This window comes from Streptomyces sp. B21-105 (assembly GCF_036898465.1).
Classification (GTDB): Bacteria; Actinomycetota; Actinomycetes; order Streptomycetales; family Streptomycetaceae; genus Streptomyces.
Map to the genome: position 1 here is coordinate 2,746,401 of NZ_JARUMJ010000001.1, position 18,340 is coordinate 2,764,740.

Genomic DNA, 18,340 nt, shown 5'->3' on the forward strand with positions numbered 1-18,340 from the left:
GACCTGACTGAGGACGGCCTAGCTGAAGGAGTCGCCGCAGGCGCAGGAACCCGTCGCGTTCGGGTTGTCGATCGTGAAGCCCTGCTTCTCGATGGTGTCGACGAAGTCGATGGAGGCGCCGCCCAGGTACGGGGCGCTCATGCGGTCGGTGACGACCTTGACGCCGTCGAAGTCCTTGACCACGTCGCCGTCGAGCGAACGCTCGTCGAAGAAGAGCTGGTAGCGCAGGCCGGAGCAGCCGCCGGGCTGAACGGCGACGCGCAGCGCGAGGTCGTCGCGGCCTTCCTGGTCGAGCAGGGCCTTGACCTTCGCCGCGGCGGCGTCGGACAGGAGGATGCCGTCGCTGACAGTGGTCTTCTCGTCCGATACGGACATCTACATCTCTCCCGGGTTGTACGGAGACTGCTTGCCGACGTTTCCAACTGTCGGGACCGCGGATTCATTCCGGGCCGAGGACTCGTGTTTCCGTTTCTTTCCTCTTCTTGCCCTTCATGCTCGCACACCCGCGGTGGAGCGGACAGCGACCGGGCGGTGCCCGGACAGTGACCCGCGACGCGTTGACGGAACGCGTTTCGGGATTCACGTCACATCGACGCAATGACCATCGTGAAAGTGGCGTGAGGCGGGTTATCATAGATAACGTCAATTCGACGAAAAGTAGAAAGGGTGCGTGACGTGACCACCGCCCAGCCCACGGAGCTCGACGTACAGCCGACTCCGCTCGCCCTGTTGCTGCTCGGCCGTGAGGCCGACCCGAAGAGCGAGCGGGGCGTCGAGTGCCCCGGCGACCTGCCCTCGCCCTCCGACCCGGACCTGGTCGAGCGCGCCCGCGCCGCCAAGGCGAAGCTCGGTGACAAGGTCTTCGTGCTCGGCCACCACTACCAGCGCGACGAGGTCATCCAGTTCGCCGACGTCACGGGCGACTCCTTCAAGCTGGCCAGGGACGCGGCCGCCCGCCCGGAGGCCGAGTACATCGTCTTCTGCGGTGTGCACTTCATGGCCGAGTCCGCCGACATCCTGACCTCCGACGACCAGAAGGTCGTCCTGCCCGACCTCGCCGCCGGCTGCTCGATGGCCGACATGGCCACCGCCGAACAGGTCGCCGAGTGCTGGGACGTGCTGACCGAGGCCGGCGTGGCCGAGCAGGTCGTGCCGGTCTCGTACATGAACTCCTCCGCGGACATCAAGGCGTTCACGGGACGGCACGGCGGCACCATCTGCACCTCGTCCAACGCCGAGCGTGCCCTGGAGTGGGCCTTCCGGCAGGGCGAGAAGGTCCTCTTCCTGCCCGACCAGCACCTCGGCCGCAACACCGCCGTGCGGGACATGGGCATGTCCCTCGAGGACTGCGTCGTCTACAACCCGCACAGGCCGAACGGCGGGCTGACCGCCGAGCAGCTGCGCGACGCGAAGATGATTTTGTGGCGCGGCCACTGCTCGGTGCACGGCCGCTTCAGCCTGGAGTCGGTCGACGACGTCCGCGCCCGCATACCCGGCGTCAACGTGCTCGTGCACCCCGAGTGCCGGCACGAGGTCGTGGCCGCGGCGGACTACGTCGGCTCGACGGAGTACATCATCAAGGCGCTGGAGGCCGCCCCGGCCGGGTCCAAGTGGGCCATCGGCACCGAGCTGAACCTGGTCCGCCGCCTGGCGAACCGTTTCGCGCCCGAGGGCAAGGAGATCGTCTTCCTGGACAAGACGGTCTGCTTCTGCTCGACCATGAACCGCATCGACCTCCCCCACCTGGTGTGGACCCTCGAGTCGCTGGCCGACGGCAAGCTGGTCAACCGCATCGAGGTCGACCGGGAGACCGAGGAGTTCGCCAAGCTGGCGCTGGAGCGGATGCTGGCCCTGCCGTAACCGGACCGGCGGCCGACCCCGATCACCGGATCACTCCGATCGCTCCGATCGCTCCGATCACCGGATCAATCCGATCGCCCCGACTGAGGTTCCAGGTCGGGGCGATCGGGATCCAGCGTGAAGACGGTCCCGTCGGGGCTGAGCACGATCGTGGCGCCCTCGTCGAAGAACACGCGCGCCTCGGCGGCGAAGCCGGAGTCGACGACCTGCTCCGCCCACGCAGCGGACTCCCACAGCAGCTCGCCTGTCCCGATGTCGGCGGCGGCGACCCGCCCGGAGGCGCTGGCCGCGAAGACCGTCTGTCCCCTTCGGTCGGCGACCGGCGTACCGGGCTGCTGAAGGGTCGTCTCGGTCTGCCACAGCCGCACGCCCGTCTCGGGCGAGTGGGCGACCAGCTGCCCTCGGGAGTTGGCGAAGCAGAGCACCCCGCCCACCAGCGCCGCCTGGCCGCGCGGACTGCCGGGCAGCTTCCGCTTCCGTACGGCACCGGTGTCCGGGTCGATCAGCAGGACCTCGCCGTACGTCGACTCGCCGAAGCTGCGACGGTCCCGCGGGACCTGCGCCACGAAGACCAGGTCGCCGTCGGCGACGCCGACGTATTCGAGGTCGCCGTCCGGCACGCTCACCTTGCGGGTGGAGCCGTCGGCGGGATCCACGGCGTAGAACACGTTGCGCGACGGGGTGCCCGCGTCGGTGCAGTCGGCGTAGAGGGCGCCGTCGGCGTTCTGGAACTTGCAGGAGTAAGTGGGCCCGGCAGGCACGGTGGCCGTCCAGCGCTCGGCGCCGCCGCGCGGTTCACGGGCGGTCACGCGCCGGCCGTCCGCGGTCAGCAGGAGATCACCGACGACCGCGGCTTCGACGGCACTCGTCCGGCTCAGCGGGCTCGACCAGAGCAGTTTGCCGGTGGTGGAGTCGAGGGCGACGACGGTGGCGCTCTGGTCGTCGCCCGCCTTGTTCATCACGAACGCCAACACCAGCACCACGCCGCCGTGCGTCCCGAGGACCCTGCTGTTGTAGCGCTTCTGCGGCAGGCCCGGCGGCAGGGACTCGGCCCGCCAGGCGATCCGGCCGGTCGCCCCGTCGACCCGGATCGGGAGGGTGCCGTCGCCGCCGCAGTACAGGGCGCTCTCGCCCATCTCACAGGACAGGGTGGGGCCGTCGGGGGCTCCGCCGCCCAGCGGCTTCGTCACCCCGGTCGCGGCGGTGCCGTACACCGAGGTCCGCCAGGGCTTCCAGCCGTTGGGCAGGGGGTCCTGGTCGACGGACACGCTACCGGTGCTGTCCGACTCCTCGGCCCTTTTGAAGGGGTCGAGGTCGAGCACCAGGTAGGCGGTGAGCGCCAGGGTCACCAGGCCCGCCGTGCCGGCCAGGACCGGCCACCGGCGCAGCCGGGAACGGCGGCCGTAGCGGGCCGGGGCGTCGGGCGGCCCGGACTCCTCGCCCGCCGGACCGATCGTCGCGGGCGGCGGCGGCACACGCAGGGACACCGTTTCCATGTCGCCCGCGGCGGCGCCGGGCAGCACGCGGGCGAATTCCTCGGTCAGCTCCTCGAGTCCGGGCCGGTTCTCGGCGTCCTTGGCCAGACAGCGGGTGAGGACCCCGCGCAGCGGCTCGGCCACCGCCTCCACCTTCGGCTCCTCCTGCAGCACCCGCCACGCGGTCAGATACGGGCTGTCCGCGTCGAAGGGGCCGCGCCCGGTCGTGGCGAACACCAGCAGCGCGCCGAGGGAGAACACGTCCGAGGCGGGGCCGACCGAGCGGGCGTCCGTGAACTGCTCGGGCGACATGAACGGCGGGGTGCCGATCATCTTGCCGGTCTCGGTGAGCGTCTGGTTCTCCGCCGCCCGGGAGATCCCGAAGTCGATGACGCGGGGCCCGTCGTGGGCCATCAGGACGTTGCCGGGCTTGAGGTCGCGGTGGACGACCCCGGCCCGGTGGATCTCCCGCAGCGCCTCCACCAGGCCGAGGGCGAGCCGGCGCAGTTCCGCGCCGCGCAGCGGGCCGTGGTCGCGGATGCGGGCGGCGAGCGTGGGGCCCGACACGTACTGCGTGGCCATCCAGGGCCGGACGGCCTCCGGGTCGGCGTCCACGACCGGGGCGGTGAACGCGCCGCTCACCTTGCGGGCCGCTTCGATCTCCTGCCGGAAGCGGGCGCGGAAGACCGGGTCCTCGGCGTACTGCGCGTGGACCACCTTGACGGCGACCTCACGCCCCGATCGGGACCGGCCGCGGTAGACGACGCCCATGCCTCCGGCTCCGAGACGGTCGGCGATCCGGTATCCGCCGAGCGCCTTCGGGTCGTCCTTGTTCAGCGGCACCGCTTCTGTCCCCCTCACAGGCACGTCGTTGAGGTTGCCAGCATAGGGAAGGCGCCCGGGAGCCGAAGACCGAGGGAAAGGGCTTCACCCGGCACCGGCCGAAGGAGCCGCCCCCGCTCCCCCCCTCACCCTCGCTCCGCCCTCACTCCGCCCTCGGGCGCACCAGGCCCGACTCGTAGGCGATCACCACGAGCTGCGCCCGGTCACGCGCGCCCAGTTTCGCCATGGCCCGGTTCACGTGCGTCTTGACCGTGAGCGGGCTGACCTCCAGCCGTTCGGCGATCTCGTCGTTGGAATGGCCGCCGGCGACCAGCACGAGGACCTCGCGCTCACGCACGGTGAGCGCGCCGAGCCGGGCGGAACGGGTGGGGTCGTGGTCGTCGTCCGCGCCGCCCTGGGCGAGGAAGCGGGCGATCAGGCCCTTGGTGGCGGTCGGCGAGAGCAGCGCCTCGCCGCCCGCGGCGATCCGGATCGCGCTCAGCAGCTCCTCGGGCTCGCTGCCCTTGCCGAGAAAGCCGGAGGCCCCGGCCCGCAGCGACTGCACGACGTAGTCGTCCACCTCGAAGGTCGTCAGGATGACCACCCGGACATGGCCGAGATCAGGGTCGGCGCTGATCAGACGGGTCGCGGCGAGGCCGTCCGTGCCGGGCATCCGGATGTCCATCAGGACGACGTCGACGGGCCCCTCCTTGGCCAGCCGGAACGCCTCAGCGCCGTCGGACGCCTCACCGATCACCTCCATGTCGGGCTCGGAGTCGACGAGCACGCGGAAGGCACTGCGCAACAGCGCCTGGTCGTCGGCGAGCAGGACGCGGATGGTCATACGGGATCCTCTGCGGTGCGTGGCTCGGCAGTACGGGACTGCCCGCCCCGGAGCCGCTCCGCGCGGGACGGCTCGGTACGGGACGGCTCGGTACGGGACGGCTCCCCGGGGGGCTGCTCCGCGCGGGACGGCTCGGTACGGGGCTGCTCCCCGGGGGGCTGCTCCCCGGGGGGCTGCTCCCCGGGGGGCTGCTCCGCGCGGGGTAGCTGCGTGCGGGACGGCTCCGTACGGGGCCGGGTTCGGCTGCGCCGTGGGGTGGGGAGCCGGCCGGCGGGGGGCTGCCCGGCGCCCGGCTCCTCGGTACGGCTTCCGGTCGCGGGGGGCTCCGGGGCGGCGGCGCCGGTACGGGGCTTGACCGGCAGGATCACGTGGACGCGGTAGCCGCCGCCGAAGCGGGGACCGGTGGTGAGGGTGCCGCGCAGAGCCGTGACACGTTCGCGCATGCCCAGCAGACCATGGCCGCTGCCCGCCGCCGGGGAGGCGTCGTCCGGGGGCTGCCCGTCGTCGAGGACCGTGACCTCGATGTTCGGTCCCACGCGTACGACGCTGACCTCGGCCCTGGCCGCCGGCCCCGCGTGCTTCTGGACGTTGGTGAGGGCTTCCTGGATGACCCGGTAGGCGGCCAGGCCGACGGCGGCCGGGAGCTTCGTCCCGTGGTCGGTGCGAGCCACCTCGACCGGGAGGCCGGCGTTGCGGAACGTGCCGGCGAGATCGTCGAGGCGGTCCAGGCCGGGCGCGGGCTCGGTGGGGGCCTCCGGGTCACCGGACTGGCGCAGCAGACCCACCGTGGCCCGCAGTTCGTTGAGCGCGGAGCGGCTGGCCTCGCGGACGTGCGCGAGGGCCTCCTTGGCCTGGTCGGGCCGCTTGTCCATGACATGTGCGGCGACCCCGGCCTGGACGTTGACCAGGGCGATGTGGTGGGCGACGACGTCATGCAGGTCGCGGGCGATGCGCAGCCGCTCCTCGGCGACCCTGCGCCGGGCCTCCTCCTCCCGGGTGAGCTCCGCCCGCTCGGCACGGTCCCGGATGGCCTGGACGACCGCCTTGCGGCTGCGGACCGCGTCGCCCGCGGTGGCGCCGATGCCGGTCCAGGCAAGGATCCCGAGGTTGTCCTGGGCGTACCAGGGCAGCGGTCCGGCGAGCATGGCCGCGCCGGTGAGGACCGTCATGGTGAGCAGGCCGGCCCGCAGGGTGGTGGGGCGGTCGGTGGCGGCGGCGACGGTGAAGAGGGCGACGACGGCGGACATCGCCACGGGGGCGCGGGGGTCGCCGGTGACGGACTCGGCCACGGACGCCGCGCCGGTGAGGACGAGGACCGCCATGGGGGCACGGCGGCGCAGGACGAGCGCCGCGGCGCCGAGGGCCATCAGCAGGAGGCTGAGCAGGTCCGGGGTGCGGATGCTCCAGCTGACGCCGCGCTCGCCGTGCGGGTCGACGAAGGAGCCGGCGAGCATGCACAGGAGGACGCCCGCGGCGAGGGAGGCGTCGAGGGCCAGGGGGTGGGCCTTGAGCCGGCAGTCGGCCCGGGAAAGGAGGGTCACTGTCTGGTCGCCGTCGCTTTCCTCGCCCTGGCCGGGGCTGCCGCCCCCAGAACCCGCTGTCGGCCCCGGAAGGGGCCTCGTCTCGATCTCCCCCAGAGGGGGGACCCCCAGACGGGCTGAGACACCGTGACCGGTAGTGAGAGGTCGCCGCTCTCACCCCGGGATCAGACCGTCGTCGCTCAGCATCTCCCGGACCTCCTCCAGGCTCGCTTCCGGCGACGGGAGGATGAGCTCGGAGGGTTCCAGTGCCTCGTCCGGCAGGGGTTCGCCGAGGCGGCGTACGGCGTCCAGGAGGGCGACCAGGGTGCGGTGGAAGCCGTCCTCGTCGCCGCTCTCCATCTCCTCGAGGAGGTCGTCGTCCAGCTTGTTCAGTTCGACGAAGTGGGAGTCGGCCAGTTTCCACTGGCCCTCCCCCATGATCCGTACGATCACGTCGCCCTCCTCGGCTCCGGGCCCCGGCGCCGGGTTACTGCTTGTCGAAGCGCGGGGTGTCCTGCGGCTGCTGCTGGGACTGCGACTGGCCGGTGCCGCCTTCGATGGCCTGCTGGCCGGCGGACGGTCCTCCGGCGAGCTCGGCCTTCATGCGCTGCAGTTCCAGCTCAACATCCGTACCACCGGAGAGGCGGTCCAGCTCGGTCTGGATGTCGTCCCTCGCGATGCCCGTCGGGTCGTCCAGGGCGCCGGAGGCGAGGAGCTCGTCGAGGGCGCCGGCCCGGGCCTGGAGCTGGGCGGTCTTGTCCTCGGCGCGCTGGATGGCCAGGCCGACGTCGCCCATCTCCTCGGAGATGCCGGAGAAGGCCTCGCCGATGCGGGTCTGGGCCTGGGCGGCGGTGTAGGTGGCCTTGATGGTCTCCTTCTTCGTACGGAAGGCGTCCACCTTGGCCTGGAGGCGCTGGGCCGCGAGAGTGAGTTTCTCCTCCTCGCCCTGGAGCGTGGAGTGCTGCGCCTCGAGGTCGGTGACCTGCTGCTGGAGGGCGGCGCGGCGGGAGAGCGCCTCGCGGGCGAGGTCCTCGCGGCCGAGCGCGAGCGCCTTGCGGCCCTGGTCCTCCAGCTTGGAGGACTGCGACTGGAGCTGGTTGAGCTGGAGTTCCAGGCGCTTGCGGGAGGTGGCGACGTCGGCGACGCCGCGACGGACCTTCTGCAGGAGTTCCAGTTGCTTCTGGTACGAGTAGTCGAGGGTTTCGCGCGGGTCCTCGGCCCGGTCAAGGGCCTTGTTCGCCTTCGCGCGGAAGATCATCCCCATACGCTTCATGACACCGCTCATGGGCTTCGCGCGCCCCCTTCTGACGGACTCCGGCTCTCAGACTGCGACAGAACCCACAGTACGGGCCCTGCCTCCATTGACGCACTGTTCGGGGGCGGATGTGCTCCTCCCCAAGGACGACTGACGGGGCCCGGGCTCCGGCGTGAGGAGTAGGTGACCTTCAGGGTGCGCGACGCGCCGCCCTTCGCCCCTCTTCCTCGTTCTCGCCCGGTCTGTCCCTTCTACAGACGACTGGTGTTGCCGGATCGTTCCCCTCCGGGCTGGGGTCCATGCCCGGGAGCGCTTACCCTTGGGTTTTGTGTTCCGTAGCCGTGCCAAGGAAGAGAAGGCCCCCGCTGACGCGGTGGTGACCGACTCCAAGCAGCCCCGTGACCCTCAGGCGAAGAAGGGCAGGCCCACGCCCAAGCGCAGTGCGGCCCAGACCCAGCGCCGCAGCGTCGCCAACACCTCGACGTCGCGCAAGGACGCCGCCAAGCGGCAGCGTGACGAGCGCCGCGCCCAGATGGAGCGGCAGCGCCAGGCGCTGGCCGGCGGCGACGAGCGTTATCTGCCGGTCCGCGACAAGGGCCCCGTCCGCAAGTTCGCGCGCGACTTCATCGACGCGCGGTTCAACGTGGCGGAGTTCTTCCTGCCGATGGCCGTGGTCATCCTCGTGCTGAGCATGGTGCGGGTGGGCTCGTTGCAGACCATCGCGCTGCTGCTGTGGCTGATCGTGATCGTCCTGATCGTGCTGGACTCGCTCACCACGAGTTTCCGGCTGCGCAAGCGGCTGGCCGAGCGCTTCCCCGACCAGAACCTGCGGGGCGCGGTCGCCTACGCGCTGATGCGCTCGCTGCAGATGCGCCGGCTGCGGCTGCCCAAGCCGCAGGTCAAGCGTGGAGCGGCGCTCTGAGCACTGCGGCCTTTTCCGGGGGAGCGGCCGAGGCCTGGCTGAACAAGCTGGGTGGGCTGCGTGACGTCGTACGTCAGGAGCTGGTGGCCCGGCAGCTCGACGAGCAGATGGCGGGGCGTTATGCCGTGGGACAGCGGCTGCGGGTCCTCGACGTCGGGATGGGTCAGGGCACGCAGGCGCTGCGACTGGCCCGGCTCGGTCACCAGGTGACGGGGCTGGAACAGGACGCGACCATGGTCGCCGTGGCCCGCGAGGCCCTCAAGGGCGAGCCCGAGGGCATCCGGGAGCGGATGCGGATCATCGAGGGCGACGGCCGGGACACCGGCGTGCACTTCCTGCCCGGCAGCTTCGACGTGGTGCTGTGCCACGGCGTGCTGATGTACGTGGAGGCGCCGGACGCCCTGCTGGCGGGACTGGCGCGGATGCTGGCGCCCGGCGGGCTGCTGTCGCTGCTGGTGCGCAACGCGGACGCGCTCGCCATGCGGGCGGGGCTGGCCGGCGACTGGGCGGGCGCGCTGGGCGCCTTCGACACCGTCTCCTACCGGAACCGGCTGGGCCTGGACGTGCGGGCGGACCGGCTGGCGACGCTGACGGACACGCTCGCGGGGATCGGGGCGCCGCTGCAGGCCTGGTACGGCGTACGGGTCTTCACGGACACGGCCGCCGACGACGCGGAGATCCCCGGCGACCTCGAGAGGCTGCTCTCCACCGAGGAGCGGGCCGGGCGGACCGACCCCTACCGGCAGGTCGCGGCGCTGCTGCATCTGTGCGGGGTGCGCGGCTGAGCGGGGTGCACGGCCGAGCGGACGTGTTCCGCTCGTTCGGGTGAACGGCCTCCGGCCGTACGACGGGGGTGAACGGGGGCGGGACGACCGTGGTCCGGCCGCCCCGCCGTACGGCTACGCCTCGTTCGCGCGCAGGCTCATCGGCCCGTAGATCTCGGTGGACTCCTCGAAGAGCCGCACCTGGTCGGCGCCGCCTGCGAGAAGGTCCTTCCAGACTTCCCCGATCCAGGACTCGGCGTCCCCCTGCGTGGTGAACTCGTCGGGCTGCACCGCGGGTTGGACCTCCGTCCCGTCGGCCTTCTCGAACCGCCACGTCCATGCCGCCATGTACGCCTCCCAGCTGTGACCACGTGCAGAGCGGAAGCCGGATCGCGGTCCGGCTTCTGCCCCGAGCCTAGGGCCTGTCCGGCGGATCATGCCGCAGACGCGGGATCTCGTACGCCCCGGACGGTCCCGGGCCGGATGCGCGGGAGAAGGTCGGACGCGCGAAAATCAGCTCCGTGGAAGTCACTCTGCTCGGTACCGGCGCCCCCGCGGGACTGCCCCGCCCCGACTGCTCCTGCGCCGTGTGCGCGACCTCGCTCGGCGCACACGCGCGTGCCGCGACCGCGTTGCTCGTGGACGGCGCCCTGTTGCTCGACCTCACGCCGGGCGCGGCGTTCGCGGCCGCGCGGGCGGGGCACTCGCTGGCCGGGGTGGGCCAGGTGCTGCTGACGCATCCGCACGACGGTCCGCCGGTGGAGGTGCCGGTGGGCCTGCCGCAGCCCGGCCGGGTGCCGGACGGCCGGGAGTCGGCGTCGTTGACGGGGCATCGGGTGCGGGCGGTGGCGATGGACGCGCCGGGCACCGGGTACGCGGTGACCGGGCCCGACGGGCAGCGGCTGCTGTATCTGCCGCCCCGGGGCGCGCCGGCCGGCCTGGAGGAGGGGTCGGAGCCCGCCGGGCGCTACGACATGGTCCTGCTGGACGTGGTGGGGCGGCCGGACGCGCTGGCGAAGCTGCGGGCGGTCGGGGCGGTGCGGGCCACGACCGACGTGGTCGCCGTCCACCTCGACCACGACGTGCCGCCGGGCGCGGAGCTCGACCGCCGGCTGGCGGCGGCGGGTGCGCGGGCGGTGCCGGACGGGGCGACGCTCACCGTGGGGGTGTACGAGGACGTGCCCGACGTGCCGCGCCGGACGCTGGTGCTGGGCGGCGCCCGGTCGGGCAAGTCGGTGGAGGCCGAACGGCGGCTGGAGTCCTTCCCGGACGTGCTGTACGTGGCCACCGGCGGGACCCGGGGCGGCGACACCGAGTGGGCGTCGCGGGTGTCCGCGCACCGGGAGCGGCGGCCGGGTTCCTGGCGGACGACGGAGACCTGCGACCTCGTCCCGCTGCTGGCGCAGGACGGGGCGCCGCTGCTGGTCGACTGTCTGTCGCTGTGGCTGACGGATGTGATGGACGCGGTCGGGGCGTGGGACGACGCGGTGTGGGCGGACGGCGGCGAGAAGGCGTTGCGGGCGCGGGTGCGGGAGCTGGCGGACGCGGTGCGCTCGGCCCGGCGGACCGTCGTCCTGGTGTCCAACGAGGTCGGCTCGGGCATCGTGCCGGCGACGGCGTCGGGACGGCGTTACCGCGACGAGCTGGGGCGGCTGAACGCGGCGGTCGCGGCGGAGTGCGAGCAGGTCGTGCTGGTGGTGGCGGGCCAGGCACAGGTACTCCGCACCTGACCCACCACCCCGGCACCGACTCCATGCGGGTCCAGGCCACGGGCAGGCCGGGGACCGGCGCAGGCAGGCCGGGACCAAGCCGGCGACCCGCGCGGGCAGGCCGGGACCAAGCCGGCGACCGGCGCAGGCAGGTCGGGTCAGGGGGACCGGCGCGGGCAGGCCGGGTGAGATCGCGGGCAGGCCGGGACCAAGCCGGAGACCCGCGCGGGCAGGGCGGGCCAGGCCGGGTCGGGCACGCCGGGTCAGGCCGGGCCTGACCCGGCGCAGGCAGCGCGGGCCGGGGCCGGGCGCGGACGGGGCGTGGTCAGGTTCTGCGGGCGACGATCCGGTAGGCGTTCGAGAAGCGGGTGCGGCGCAGGGCCGGGGCCAGGAGGTGGTCGAGGACGGCGGCCAGGGCGGTCAGCGGGCCGGCCGCCCCGCGCAGCCGAGTCCGACGCAGGCAGAGCGAGGCCGCAGCCGCCAGGTCGCCCGGCGCGTGGGGGCTTCTGCGGTCCGCCACGACGATCTCGCAGCCCCGGGCCTCGAGTTCGGCCCGCAGGTTGGCCTGCGGGATCAGGTGGAGGTGGCGGGGCTGGTCGTGGGCGGGCCACCACTTGCCGAGGACGGCCGCGGAGGCGCTGGCCGGGTCCGGGAGTTCGAGGAGCAGATGGCCGCCGGGGCGCAGGGCCGTCACCGCCGCGGCGAGCTCCTGCCTCGGGTCCCGGGTGTGTTCCAGGTGGTGGAGCATGCTGACGACGTCGTAGCGGCCGCGCAGCCGGGACAGCGTCTCGGGGTTCGTCAGCCGTCCCATGTGGGCCTCGTCGAGCCGCCCGGCCGCGTGCGCCCACCGGACTGCGGGGGCCGGGTCCACGCCGTCGAACGCCGTGTAGGCGAACAGTTCCTTCGCTGCCTCCGGGAAGGCCGCGTCTCCCGTCCCGACGTCCAGCCAGCTCTCCGGCTCGGGAGTGAAGGGCAGCATGGTCCGGGCCGTCGCCCGCAGGCGTCCACGGGTGGTCCGCCGGTGGTCCTCCCGCGCGGCGTAGAGCTCCAGCCCCTCGGCGGTCAGACACGGGTTCTGGAAGGCGTGCCGGCAGTCCCGGCACTCGTCGACCACGAACGTGCCCGGTCTGCGGTGGCGCAGGTCCGTTGCGCGCAGCCGGGTGCGCAGGCTCTCCGAGCCGCACCAGGGGCAGTCGTCGCGGCGCGGCTCGTGGACGGGCCTGGGGGGCCTGGGGGGCATGAGCGGCTCCGGGAGGGCGAGGCGGACGACGTGGGCGAGGCGGACGAGGCAGGTGAGGGACATGTGCGGCAAAACGGAACGTATGGGATAGCGACCGCGGGTGCAATGACGTCGGGCAGGCGTGGTGGCAGACGTCGGGCGGGCGTGGTGGCGACGGGGAGCGGAACCGTTCGACCGGTGCCGGTACTGTTCGGCGAATGAGCTCGCTTAATCTCGACGACTTCACCGATCTGATCGAGCGTCCCGACGGCGGTGTGCGCCGCGACGCGGAGGCCCGCCGGGAACGTCAGATCGTGCCGCCCGGGTCGCTGGGGCGTCTGGACGACCTGGGTGAGTGGCTGGCGGCGGCGCAGGGCTCGTCGCCGGTGCGGCCGATCGGGCGACCGCGGGTGGTGCTGTTCGCGGGCGACCACGGGGTGGCCGAGCTGGGCGTCTCCGCCCGGCCGGCGGGCAGCGCCGCGGAGTTGGTGCGGGCGGTCCTGGAGGGCGGCCGGCCGGTCTCCGTGCTCGCCCGCCGCCTCGACGTCCCGGTGCGGGTGGTGGACATGGCGCTGGACTGCGATCCGGACGCCTTCCCGGAGGACGTCGTACGGCACCGGGTTCGGCGCGGCAGCGGCCGCATCGACATCGAGGACGCGTTGACGGCCCAGGAGGCCGAGGCGGCCTTCGCGGCGGGCGTGGCCGTCGCCGACGAGGAGGCCGACTCGGGGACGGACCTGGTCGTGCTGGGCGACGTCAGCGTCGGCGGGACGACGGCCGCGGGCGTGCTGGTGGCGGCGCTGTGCGGCACCGACGCGTCCGTGGTCACCGGGCGCGGCGGAGAGGCGATCGACGACCTGGCGTGGATGCGCAAGTGCGCCGCCGTCCGCGACGCGCTGCGACGGGCGCGGCCGGTGCTCGGCGACCAGTTGCAGCTGCTGGCGACGGTGGGCGGGGCCGACCTCGCCGCCATGACGGGCTTTCTGCTCCAGTGCGCGGTACGGAAGTTGCCGGTCGTCCTGGACGGCGTCGTGGCGGCGGCCTGCGCGCTCGTCGGGCAGCGGGTCGCGTTCCGGGCACCGGACTGGTGGCTGGCCGGACACACGAGCGGCGAGCCAGGGCAGGCCAAGGCGCTCGACCGGATGGCCCTGGAGCCGCTGCTCGACCAGGGCGTGAAGGTCGGCGAGGGCGCAGGCGCGCTGCTCGCCCTGCCGCTGGTGCGGGCCGCCGCGGCCCTCGCCGCGGAGCTTCCGGAGAAGCCCTCGGAGAAGCCCGAGGCCCCCTCGGAGGAAACAGAGGCGGAGGCCACGGCGGGTACGGCGGCGGACATGGGTGCGGAGGCGGATACGGAGGCGGAGGCGGAGAGCCGGGTGGTGACGCAGGACGGGCCCGGAGGCCGCTAAAGGGGACAGGCGGCACCAAAAGAGCGGTTTTCCACAAGTGCACCCATATGATCACCGCTCATGGGCAACACCCGGGGCGCCGCCGCCTTCGCCGTCTGGTACCTGCGCGCCGTCGCGTCCGTCAACTTCCTCAGCGCGGTGTGGATCACCCTGGGGCAGGACGTACGGCGGCACAACCAAGCGGACTTCTTCACTCCGTACCTGCTGACGGCCGGGTTCGCGTCCGGGCTCTTCACCGCGTTCCTCGCCGTCACCATGGGGCGGCGCAAGCGGGCCGCGTGGATCCTGAACCTCGGCCTGAGCGGAGCGTTCCTCGGGCTGCTCGCCCTGGCCATGGCGTTCCCGGAGATCCGGCGCCATCCCCAGAACTGGGTCTCGCTGGCGCTGACCGCCGCGTTCGTCGCCACGCTGCTGGCCGGCCGGCGCGAGTTCTACGCCAAGGGCGACCGGTCCAACCCGCGGCTCGCCGCGGCCGTCGGCGCGGGCGGGCTGCTGGGCGCCTCGCTGCTGGCCGCGCTGCTGGTGACGGTCACCGACCGGGCGTCCGCCCCGTCCACGTTCCTCGAACGCTGGCGCTACGGCGCCCTGCGGCTGGTCTCCGTCACGGCCGACGCCCATCGCGTCCCCGGCATCGCGCCGCCCACCTGGGTCGACGTCGCCGTCAACGTGCTGAGCACGGCGCTCCTGCTGGCCGTCCTGTACGCCGCCTTCCGCTCCCGGCGGGCCGTCGACCCGCTCACCGACGACGACGAGAAGCGGCTGCGGGAACTGCTCGACCGGCACGGCGAACGGGACTCGCTCGGCTACTTCGCGCTGCGCCGGGAGAAGAGCGTGTGCTGGTCGCCGACCGGGAAGGCGGCCGTCGCCTACCGCGTCGTCGGCGGGGTGTCACTGGCCTCCGGGGACCCGCTCGGCGACCCGGAGGCCTGGCCGGGGGCGATCGAGCCGTGGCTCGCCGAGGCGCGGGCGCACGGATGGATCCCGGCGGTGACGGGCGCGAGCGAGGAGGCCGGGACGGTGTACGCCCGGCACGGGCTGGACGCGCTGGAACTCGGGGACGAGGCGATCGTCGAGGTCGCCGGGTTCACCCTCGAGGGACGCGCCATGCGGACGGTCCGGCAGGCGTGCAACCGGGTCCGCCGGGCCGGGTACACCGTGCGCGTACGACGCCACGAGGACATCCCGGCCGACGAGATGGCGTACCTGCTGCGGCGGGCCGACGACTGGCGCGACGGGGCCCCCGAGCGCGGGTTCAGCATGGCGCTCGGGCGGCTCGGGGACCCGCGGGACGGGCGCTGCGTGATGCTGGAGTGCACCGACGCCGGCGGTGAACTGCGCGCGCTGCTCTCCTTCGTGCCGTGGGGGCCGCACGGGCTGTCGCTCGACCTGATGCGGCGCGACCGCCACGGCGACAACGGGCTGACGGAGTTCATGGTCGTCGAACTGCTGCTGCGCGCCCGGGTGACGGGGATCGTCCAGCTCTCGCTGAACTTCGCGGTGTTCCGCTCGGTCTTCGAACGGGGCGCCCGGCTCGGCGCCGGGCCGGTGCTGCGGCTGTGGCGGTCGCTGCTGTGCTTCTTCTCCCGCTGGTGGCAGATCGAGTCCCTCTACCGTGCCAACGCCAAGTACCGGCCCGTCTGGGAGCCGCGCTTCCTGCTCTTCGAGAAGAGCGCGGACCTGCCGCGCATCGCCGTGGCGTCGGCGCGCGCCGAGGGGTTCCTCGAGCCGCCCGGGCTGCCGGGGCGGGCGCGCCGGGGTCGCCTGGAGGCGGGGCGGTGAACCGGCTCACCCGCTGGGCCCGCGCCGAGTGGGGGCCGCTGTGCCTGGCCGTGCGCGGTCCGCTGACGCGGCAGCGGTGGCGGGCGGTCCCGATGACGCTGACAGCGGTGTGCCTGACGTCCCTGACGCAGATCGTGCAGAACCAGTCCTGGGGCTACCGGCTCGTGCAGGACGTCGGAGCGGTGCGGGCCGAGGACCCGGTGTGGCTCGCTCTGGCGCGTACCCCGCTGTCGCTGTTCGTGCCCGCGCTCGACCTGCCGGTCTGGGGCGCGCTCGTGCAGATCCTGCTGGTGTTCGGGATCGCGGAGCTCTGCCTCGGACGGTCGCGCACCCTCGTCGTCGCTTACACCGCCACGCTCGCGGGAACCCTGTACGCCCGCGTGGGGCTGGCCCTCGGCCCCGGCGGCCCGTTCGGCCTGCCCGCGTCCGACGCGCTGGTGGTGGACACGGGTCCGTCGGCGGCAGTGGTGGGCCTCGCGGTCTTCCTCGGCCTGCGCTTTCGCGCGTACGCGACGGCGGCCGCGGTGATCGTCGCGATGGTGGTGGAGGCGCTGTTGAAGAACAACCTGGCCGGCAAGGAGCACCTGGCGGCGATCGCGGGCACGGCGGTCCTGTCCGCGTGCCTGCGCCGACGCGAGCGGACGAACGGAGCGGCGCGGTGCGGAGGGCACCGGCACCGCCGTGGACCCCGGGCGTCCGTCCCGGCCGCGGAACCGGCCCCGGAACCGACCCCCACCGGGCAACCGCCGCACGGCCCGCAACCGCCGGACGGCTCGCAGCGCCCGGACGGTGGGCGCGGCGGCCCGGACCGGAGCCGTCACCCGCGCACGCCGCACCGGCCCTCTCACTTCCGTTCGCCGGACTGAGCAAGCTCGGCGTCCGTCTTGCCGCCCAGCCAGTCCCCCACCAGCCGGCGGGGCCTGGCCCATCGCCGGTCGTGCCGGTAGGCGCGCAGCATCGCCTTCGCGCGCGCCCTCGGTCGGCGCCGGTAGAACCGCCGGGCCCAGAGGGACGCCGGCCGGGCCACCCGGACCAGGCCGATCAGCCCGACGAACGGCACGAACACGCTGAAGACGGCCGTCTTGACCTTGCCCTTGGTCAACACGGCCAGCGAGAAGAGGACGTTGACGCCGACGGTCGCGAGGACGCTTCCCCGGTCCTGGAGTTCCTCCTCGGTCATCCCGTCGACGCCGAACGGCGAGAAGCCCACGAGCAGCAGTCCGCCCAGCGCCGCCGTGAGGACCACGGCCTCCACGCTCTTGCGGCCCGCCTCCGTCCAGTACACGTCGTCCAGGTGCAGGATCAGCGCGAACTCGTCGAGGACCAGGCCCGTGCCGATGCCGAAGACGACGGCGAAGGCGCCCGCCCCGAAGCCGTGCCGGCCGCTCGCCACGGAGCCGAAGCCGCCCGCGACGGTCAGGACGACGCCCGGGACGACGTGATGGATGTGCACCCCGCCGGAGCTGACGTTCCCGAAGGGCCCTTTGCCGGCCCGGATGAGGCGGGTGATGACCCGGGTGATCAGGAAGGTGGCCACGAACGCGGTCAGGGCGAGAAGCAGCGGGAGCTTGCCCGGTTCGACGATGTTGCGCTGCACCCAGTCGCCCATGCCCCCAGTCTCACGGCGAGCGGGTCCCGCTGCCTCGCGGGCGCGGCATCCGAGCCAGACACCACCCCAGCCGGGCCAACACCGGTCCCGCCGGGCCCGGGCCCCTCCCGCCAGACCGACGCCGGCCCCACCTGGTCGGCGCCAGTCCCCGTCGGGCCAACCCCGCCAGGCCGCCGATCCCGCCGAACCAGGGCCGGCGCGGGGGTTCCGCCACACCTACGCCCGGTCCCACCGGGTCGACTCCCACCCCGCCGGGCCAGGGCCGGTCCCGACGGGCGCGAGCCACCCTCGCCGGGGCGGGACCGGGCCGGGGGGTGTCCCCGGCGTGATGTGTCGGGTGGGCAGGCCTTAGTCTGCGGCGGTGTCCAGTGTCCCGCCCCCCGCCTCGCCGCTCGAGGGCCTGCGTTTCGCCTTCGGCACCCTCACCGTGTTGCCGGTGCGGGTGACCCGCTGGGACCGTCCGGCCGCACGCGGCGGGATGCTGAGCGCGCCCTTGGTGGGGCTGGTCGTCGGCGGCTGTGCGGCGGGGCTCGGGCTGCTGCTGCTGCGGCTGGGCGCGAGTCCGCTGCTCGCCGCCGTCGCCTCGGCCGCCGTGCCTGCCGTCCTCACCCGGGGACTGCATCTCGACGGGCTGGCCGACACCGCGGACGGGCTGGGCAGCGGCAAGCCCGCCGAGGACGCGCTGCGCATCATGAAGCAGTCGGACATCGGCCCGTTCGGCGTGCTCACGCTCGTCCTGGTGCTGCTCGCCCAGACCGCCGCGCTGGCGCAGGCGTACGGCGACTCCTGGACGCGGGGCGCGGTCGCCGCCGTCGCCTCGGCCCTCGCCGCGCGCCTGGCGCTCACGCTGGCCGCGCGCGCCGGGGTCCCGGCGGCACGGCCGGAGGGCCTCGGCGCGGCGGTCGCCGGGGCGGTCCCGGTCGCGGGCGCGGCGGCCGTCGCGGCCGGCTGCGTCGTCGTCGCGGCCCTCGGCGGCGGGCTGTCCGGCGTGGCCGACGGGGTGCGCACGGCCGCCGCGGTCGCCGCGGCCCTCGCCGCCGCCGAACTCCTGCTGCGCCACTGCACGCGCCGCTTCGGCGGGGTCACCGGGGACGTGTTCGGCGGGATTGCGGAGACGGCGGCGACGACCGCGCTGACCGTACTGGCCCTGGGCGGGTAG

General features: G+C 73.7%; 16 protein-coding genes and 1 pseudogene. 8 read left to right on the top strand and 9 right to left on the bottom strand.

Annotated elements, in window-relative coordinates; genetic code table 11:
* Window positions 1-18: 18 nt before the first annotated feature.
* Window positions 19-375, bottom strand: coding sequence for a HesB/IscA family protein (locus QA802_RS12405; protein ID WP_018848827.1), 357 nt, complete (start codon window positions 373-375; stop codon window positions 19-21).
* Window positions 376-675: 300 nt separating this feature from the next.
* Here QA802_RS12405 and nadA point away from each other — a divergent pair, with 300 nt between their 5' ends.
* Entirely contained in the window at window positions 676-1,860 is a 1,185-nt protein-coding gene (gene nadA, locus QA802_RS12410; protein ID WP_334521250.1) for a quinolinate synthase NadA, read from the top strand.
* A gap of 65 nt (window positions 1,861-1,925) precedes the next feature.
* Here the strand turns inward: nadA and QA802_RS12415 are convergent, their stop codons facing one another.
* The 5 genes and pseudogenes from QA802_RS12415 to QA802_RS12435 form a co-directional block, all read right to left on the bottom strand.
* The gene (locus QA802_RS12415) at window positions 1,926-4,178 is read right to left on the bottom strand and encodes a serine/threonine-protein kinase (protein WP_334521253.1); all 2,253 of its coding nucleotides are present in this window, start codon (window positions 4,176-4,178) and stop codon (window positions 1,926-1,928) included.
* A gap of 142 nt (window positions 4,179-4,320) precedes the next feature.
* Window positions 4,321-5,001 carry a response regulator gene (locus QA802_RS12420; protein WP_334521255.1) on the bottom strand — a complete coding sequence of 227 codons (681 nt, stop codon included), beginning with the start codon at window positions 4,999-5,001 and terminating at the stop codon, window positions 4,321-4,323.
* A 332-nt stretch (window positions 5,002-5,333) separates the two neighbouring features.
* A pseudogene (locus QA802_RS12425) lies at window positions 5,334-6,542 on the bottom strand (sensor histidine kinase); the annotation flags it as partial.
* A gap of 153 nt (window positions 6,543-6,695) precedes the next feature.
* Window positions 6,696-6,974, bottom strand: a complete 279-nt coding sequence (pspAA, locus tag QA802_RS12430; RefSeq protein WP_319167725.1) for a PspA-associated protein PspAA — start codon at window positions 6,972-6,974, stop codon at window positions 6,696-6,698.
* 34 nt (window positions 6,975-7,008) lie between these two features.
* A complete protein-coding gene (locus QA802_RS12435; protein ID WP_334534567.1) occupies window positions 7,009-7,779 on the bottom strand; it encodes a PspA/IM30 family protein in 771 nt (256 codons plus the stop codon).
* A 325-nt stretch (window positions 7,780-8,104) separates the two neighbouring features.
* Here QA802_RS12435 and QA802_RS12440 point away from each other — a divergent pair, with 325 nt between their 5' ends.
* A complete protein-coding gene (locus QA802_RS12440; RefSeq protein ID WP_334521259.1) occupies window positions 8,105-8,698 on the top strand; it encodes a DUF3043 domain-containing protein in 594 nt (197 codons plus the stop codon).
* 83 nt (window positions 8,699-8,781) lie between these two features.
* The gene (locus tag QA802_RS12445; RefSeq protein WP_334521262.1) at window positions 8,782-9,483 is read left to right on the top strand and encodes a class I SAM-dependent methyltransferase; all 702 of its coding nucleotides are present in this window, start codon (window positions 8,782-8,784) and stop codon (window positions 9,481-9,483) included.
* 114 nt (window positions 9,484-9,597) lie between these two features.
* Here the strand turns inward: QA802_RS12445 and QA802_RS12450 are convergent, their stop codons facing one another.
* Window positions 9,598-9,810, bottom strand: a complete 213-nt coding sequence (locus QA802_RS12450) for a hypothetical protein (RefSeq protein ID WP_319167731.1) — start codon at window positions 9,808-9,810, stop codon at window positions 9,598-9,600.
* Window positions 9,811-9,983: 173 nt separating this feature from the next.
* Here QA802_RS12450 and QA802_RS12455 point away from each other — a divergent pair, with 173 nt between their 5' ends.
* On the top strand, window positions 9,984-11,192 hold the full coding sequence (locus QA802_RS12455; protein ID WP_334521265.1) for a bifunctional adenosylcobinamide kinase/adenosylcobinamide-phosphate guanylyltransferase: 1,209 nt from the start codon (window positions 9,984-9,986) through the stop codon (window positions 11,190-11,192).
* A 304-nt stretch (window positions 11,193-11,496) separates the two neighbouring features.
* Here the strand turns inward: QA802_RS12455 and QA802_RS12460 are convergent, their stop codons facing one another.
* Window positions 11,497-12,474, bottom strand: coding sequence for a class I SAM-dependent methyltransferase (locus QA802_RS12460; protein ID WP_443042095.1), 978 nt, complete (start codon window positions 12,472-12,474; stop codon window positions 11,497-11,499).
* A 134-nt stretch (window positions 12,475-12,608) separates the two neighbouring features.
* Here QA802_RS12460 and cobT point away from each other — a divergent pair, with 134 nt between their 5' ends.
* From cobT to QA802_RS12475, 3 genes are read left to right on the top strand one after another with little or no spacing between them, the layout of a single operon-like run.
* Window positions 12,609-13,793 (top strand): nicotinate-nucleotide--dimethylbenzimidazole phosphoribosyltransferase, encoded by a 1,185-nt coding sequence (gene cobT / locus QA802_RS12465; RefSeq protein ID WP_334521268.1) that lies wholly within the window; start codon window positions 12,609-12,611, stop codon window positions 13,791-13,793.
* Window positions 13,794-13,853: 60 nt separating this feature from the next.
* On the top strand, window positions 13,854-15,572 hold the full coding sequence (locus tag QA802_RS12470) for a phosphatidylglycerol lysyltransferase domain-containing protein (RefSeq protein ID WP_334521271.1): 1,719 nt from the start codon (window positions 13,854-13,856) through the stop codon (window positions 15,570-15,572).
* The gene (locus QA802_RS12475; RefSeq protein WP_334521274.1) at window positions 15,569-16,438 is read left to right on the top strand and encodes a hypothetical protein; all 870 of its coding nucleotides are present in this window, start codon (window positions 15,569-15,571) and stop codon (window positions 16,436-16,438) included. The genes QA802_RS12470 and QA802_RS12475 overlap by 4 nt, the downstream gene beginning before the upstream one ends.
* Here QA802_RS12475 and QA802_RS12480 read toward each other — a convergent pair.
* Window positions 16,417-17,181: a hypothetical protein gene (locus tag QA802_RS12480; RefSeq protein WP_319167742.1), complete on the bottom strand. Its 765-nt coding sequence runs from the start codon at window positions 17,179-17,181 to the stop codon at window positions 16,417-16,419. The two genes, QA802_RS12475 and QA802_RS12480, sit on opposite strands and share 22 nt — an antisense overlap.
* A gap of 361 nt (window positions 17,182-17,542) precedes the next feature.
* On the opposite strand from QA802_RS12480, the gene QA802_RS12485 reads away from it, so the two are divergent.
* Window positions 17,543-18,340 carry an adenosylcobinamide-GDP ribazoletransferase gene (locus tag QA802_RS12485; RefSeq protein ID WP_334521279.1) on the top strand — a complete coding sequence of 266 codons (798 nt, stop codon included), beginning with the start codon at window positions 17,543-17,545 and terminating at the stop codon, window positions 18,338-18,340.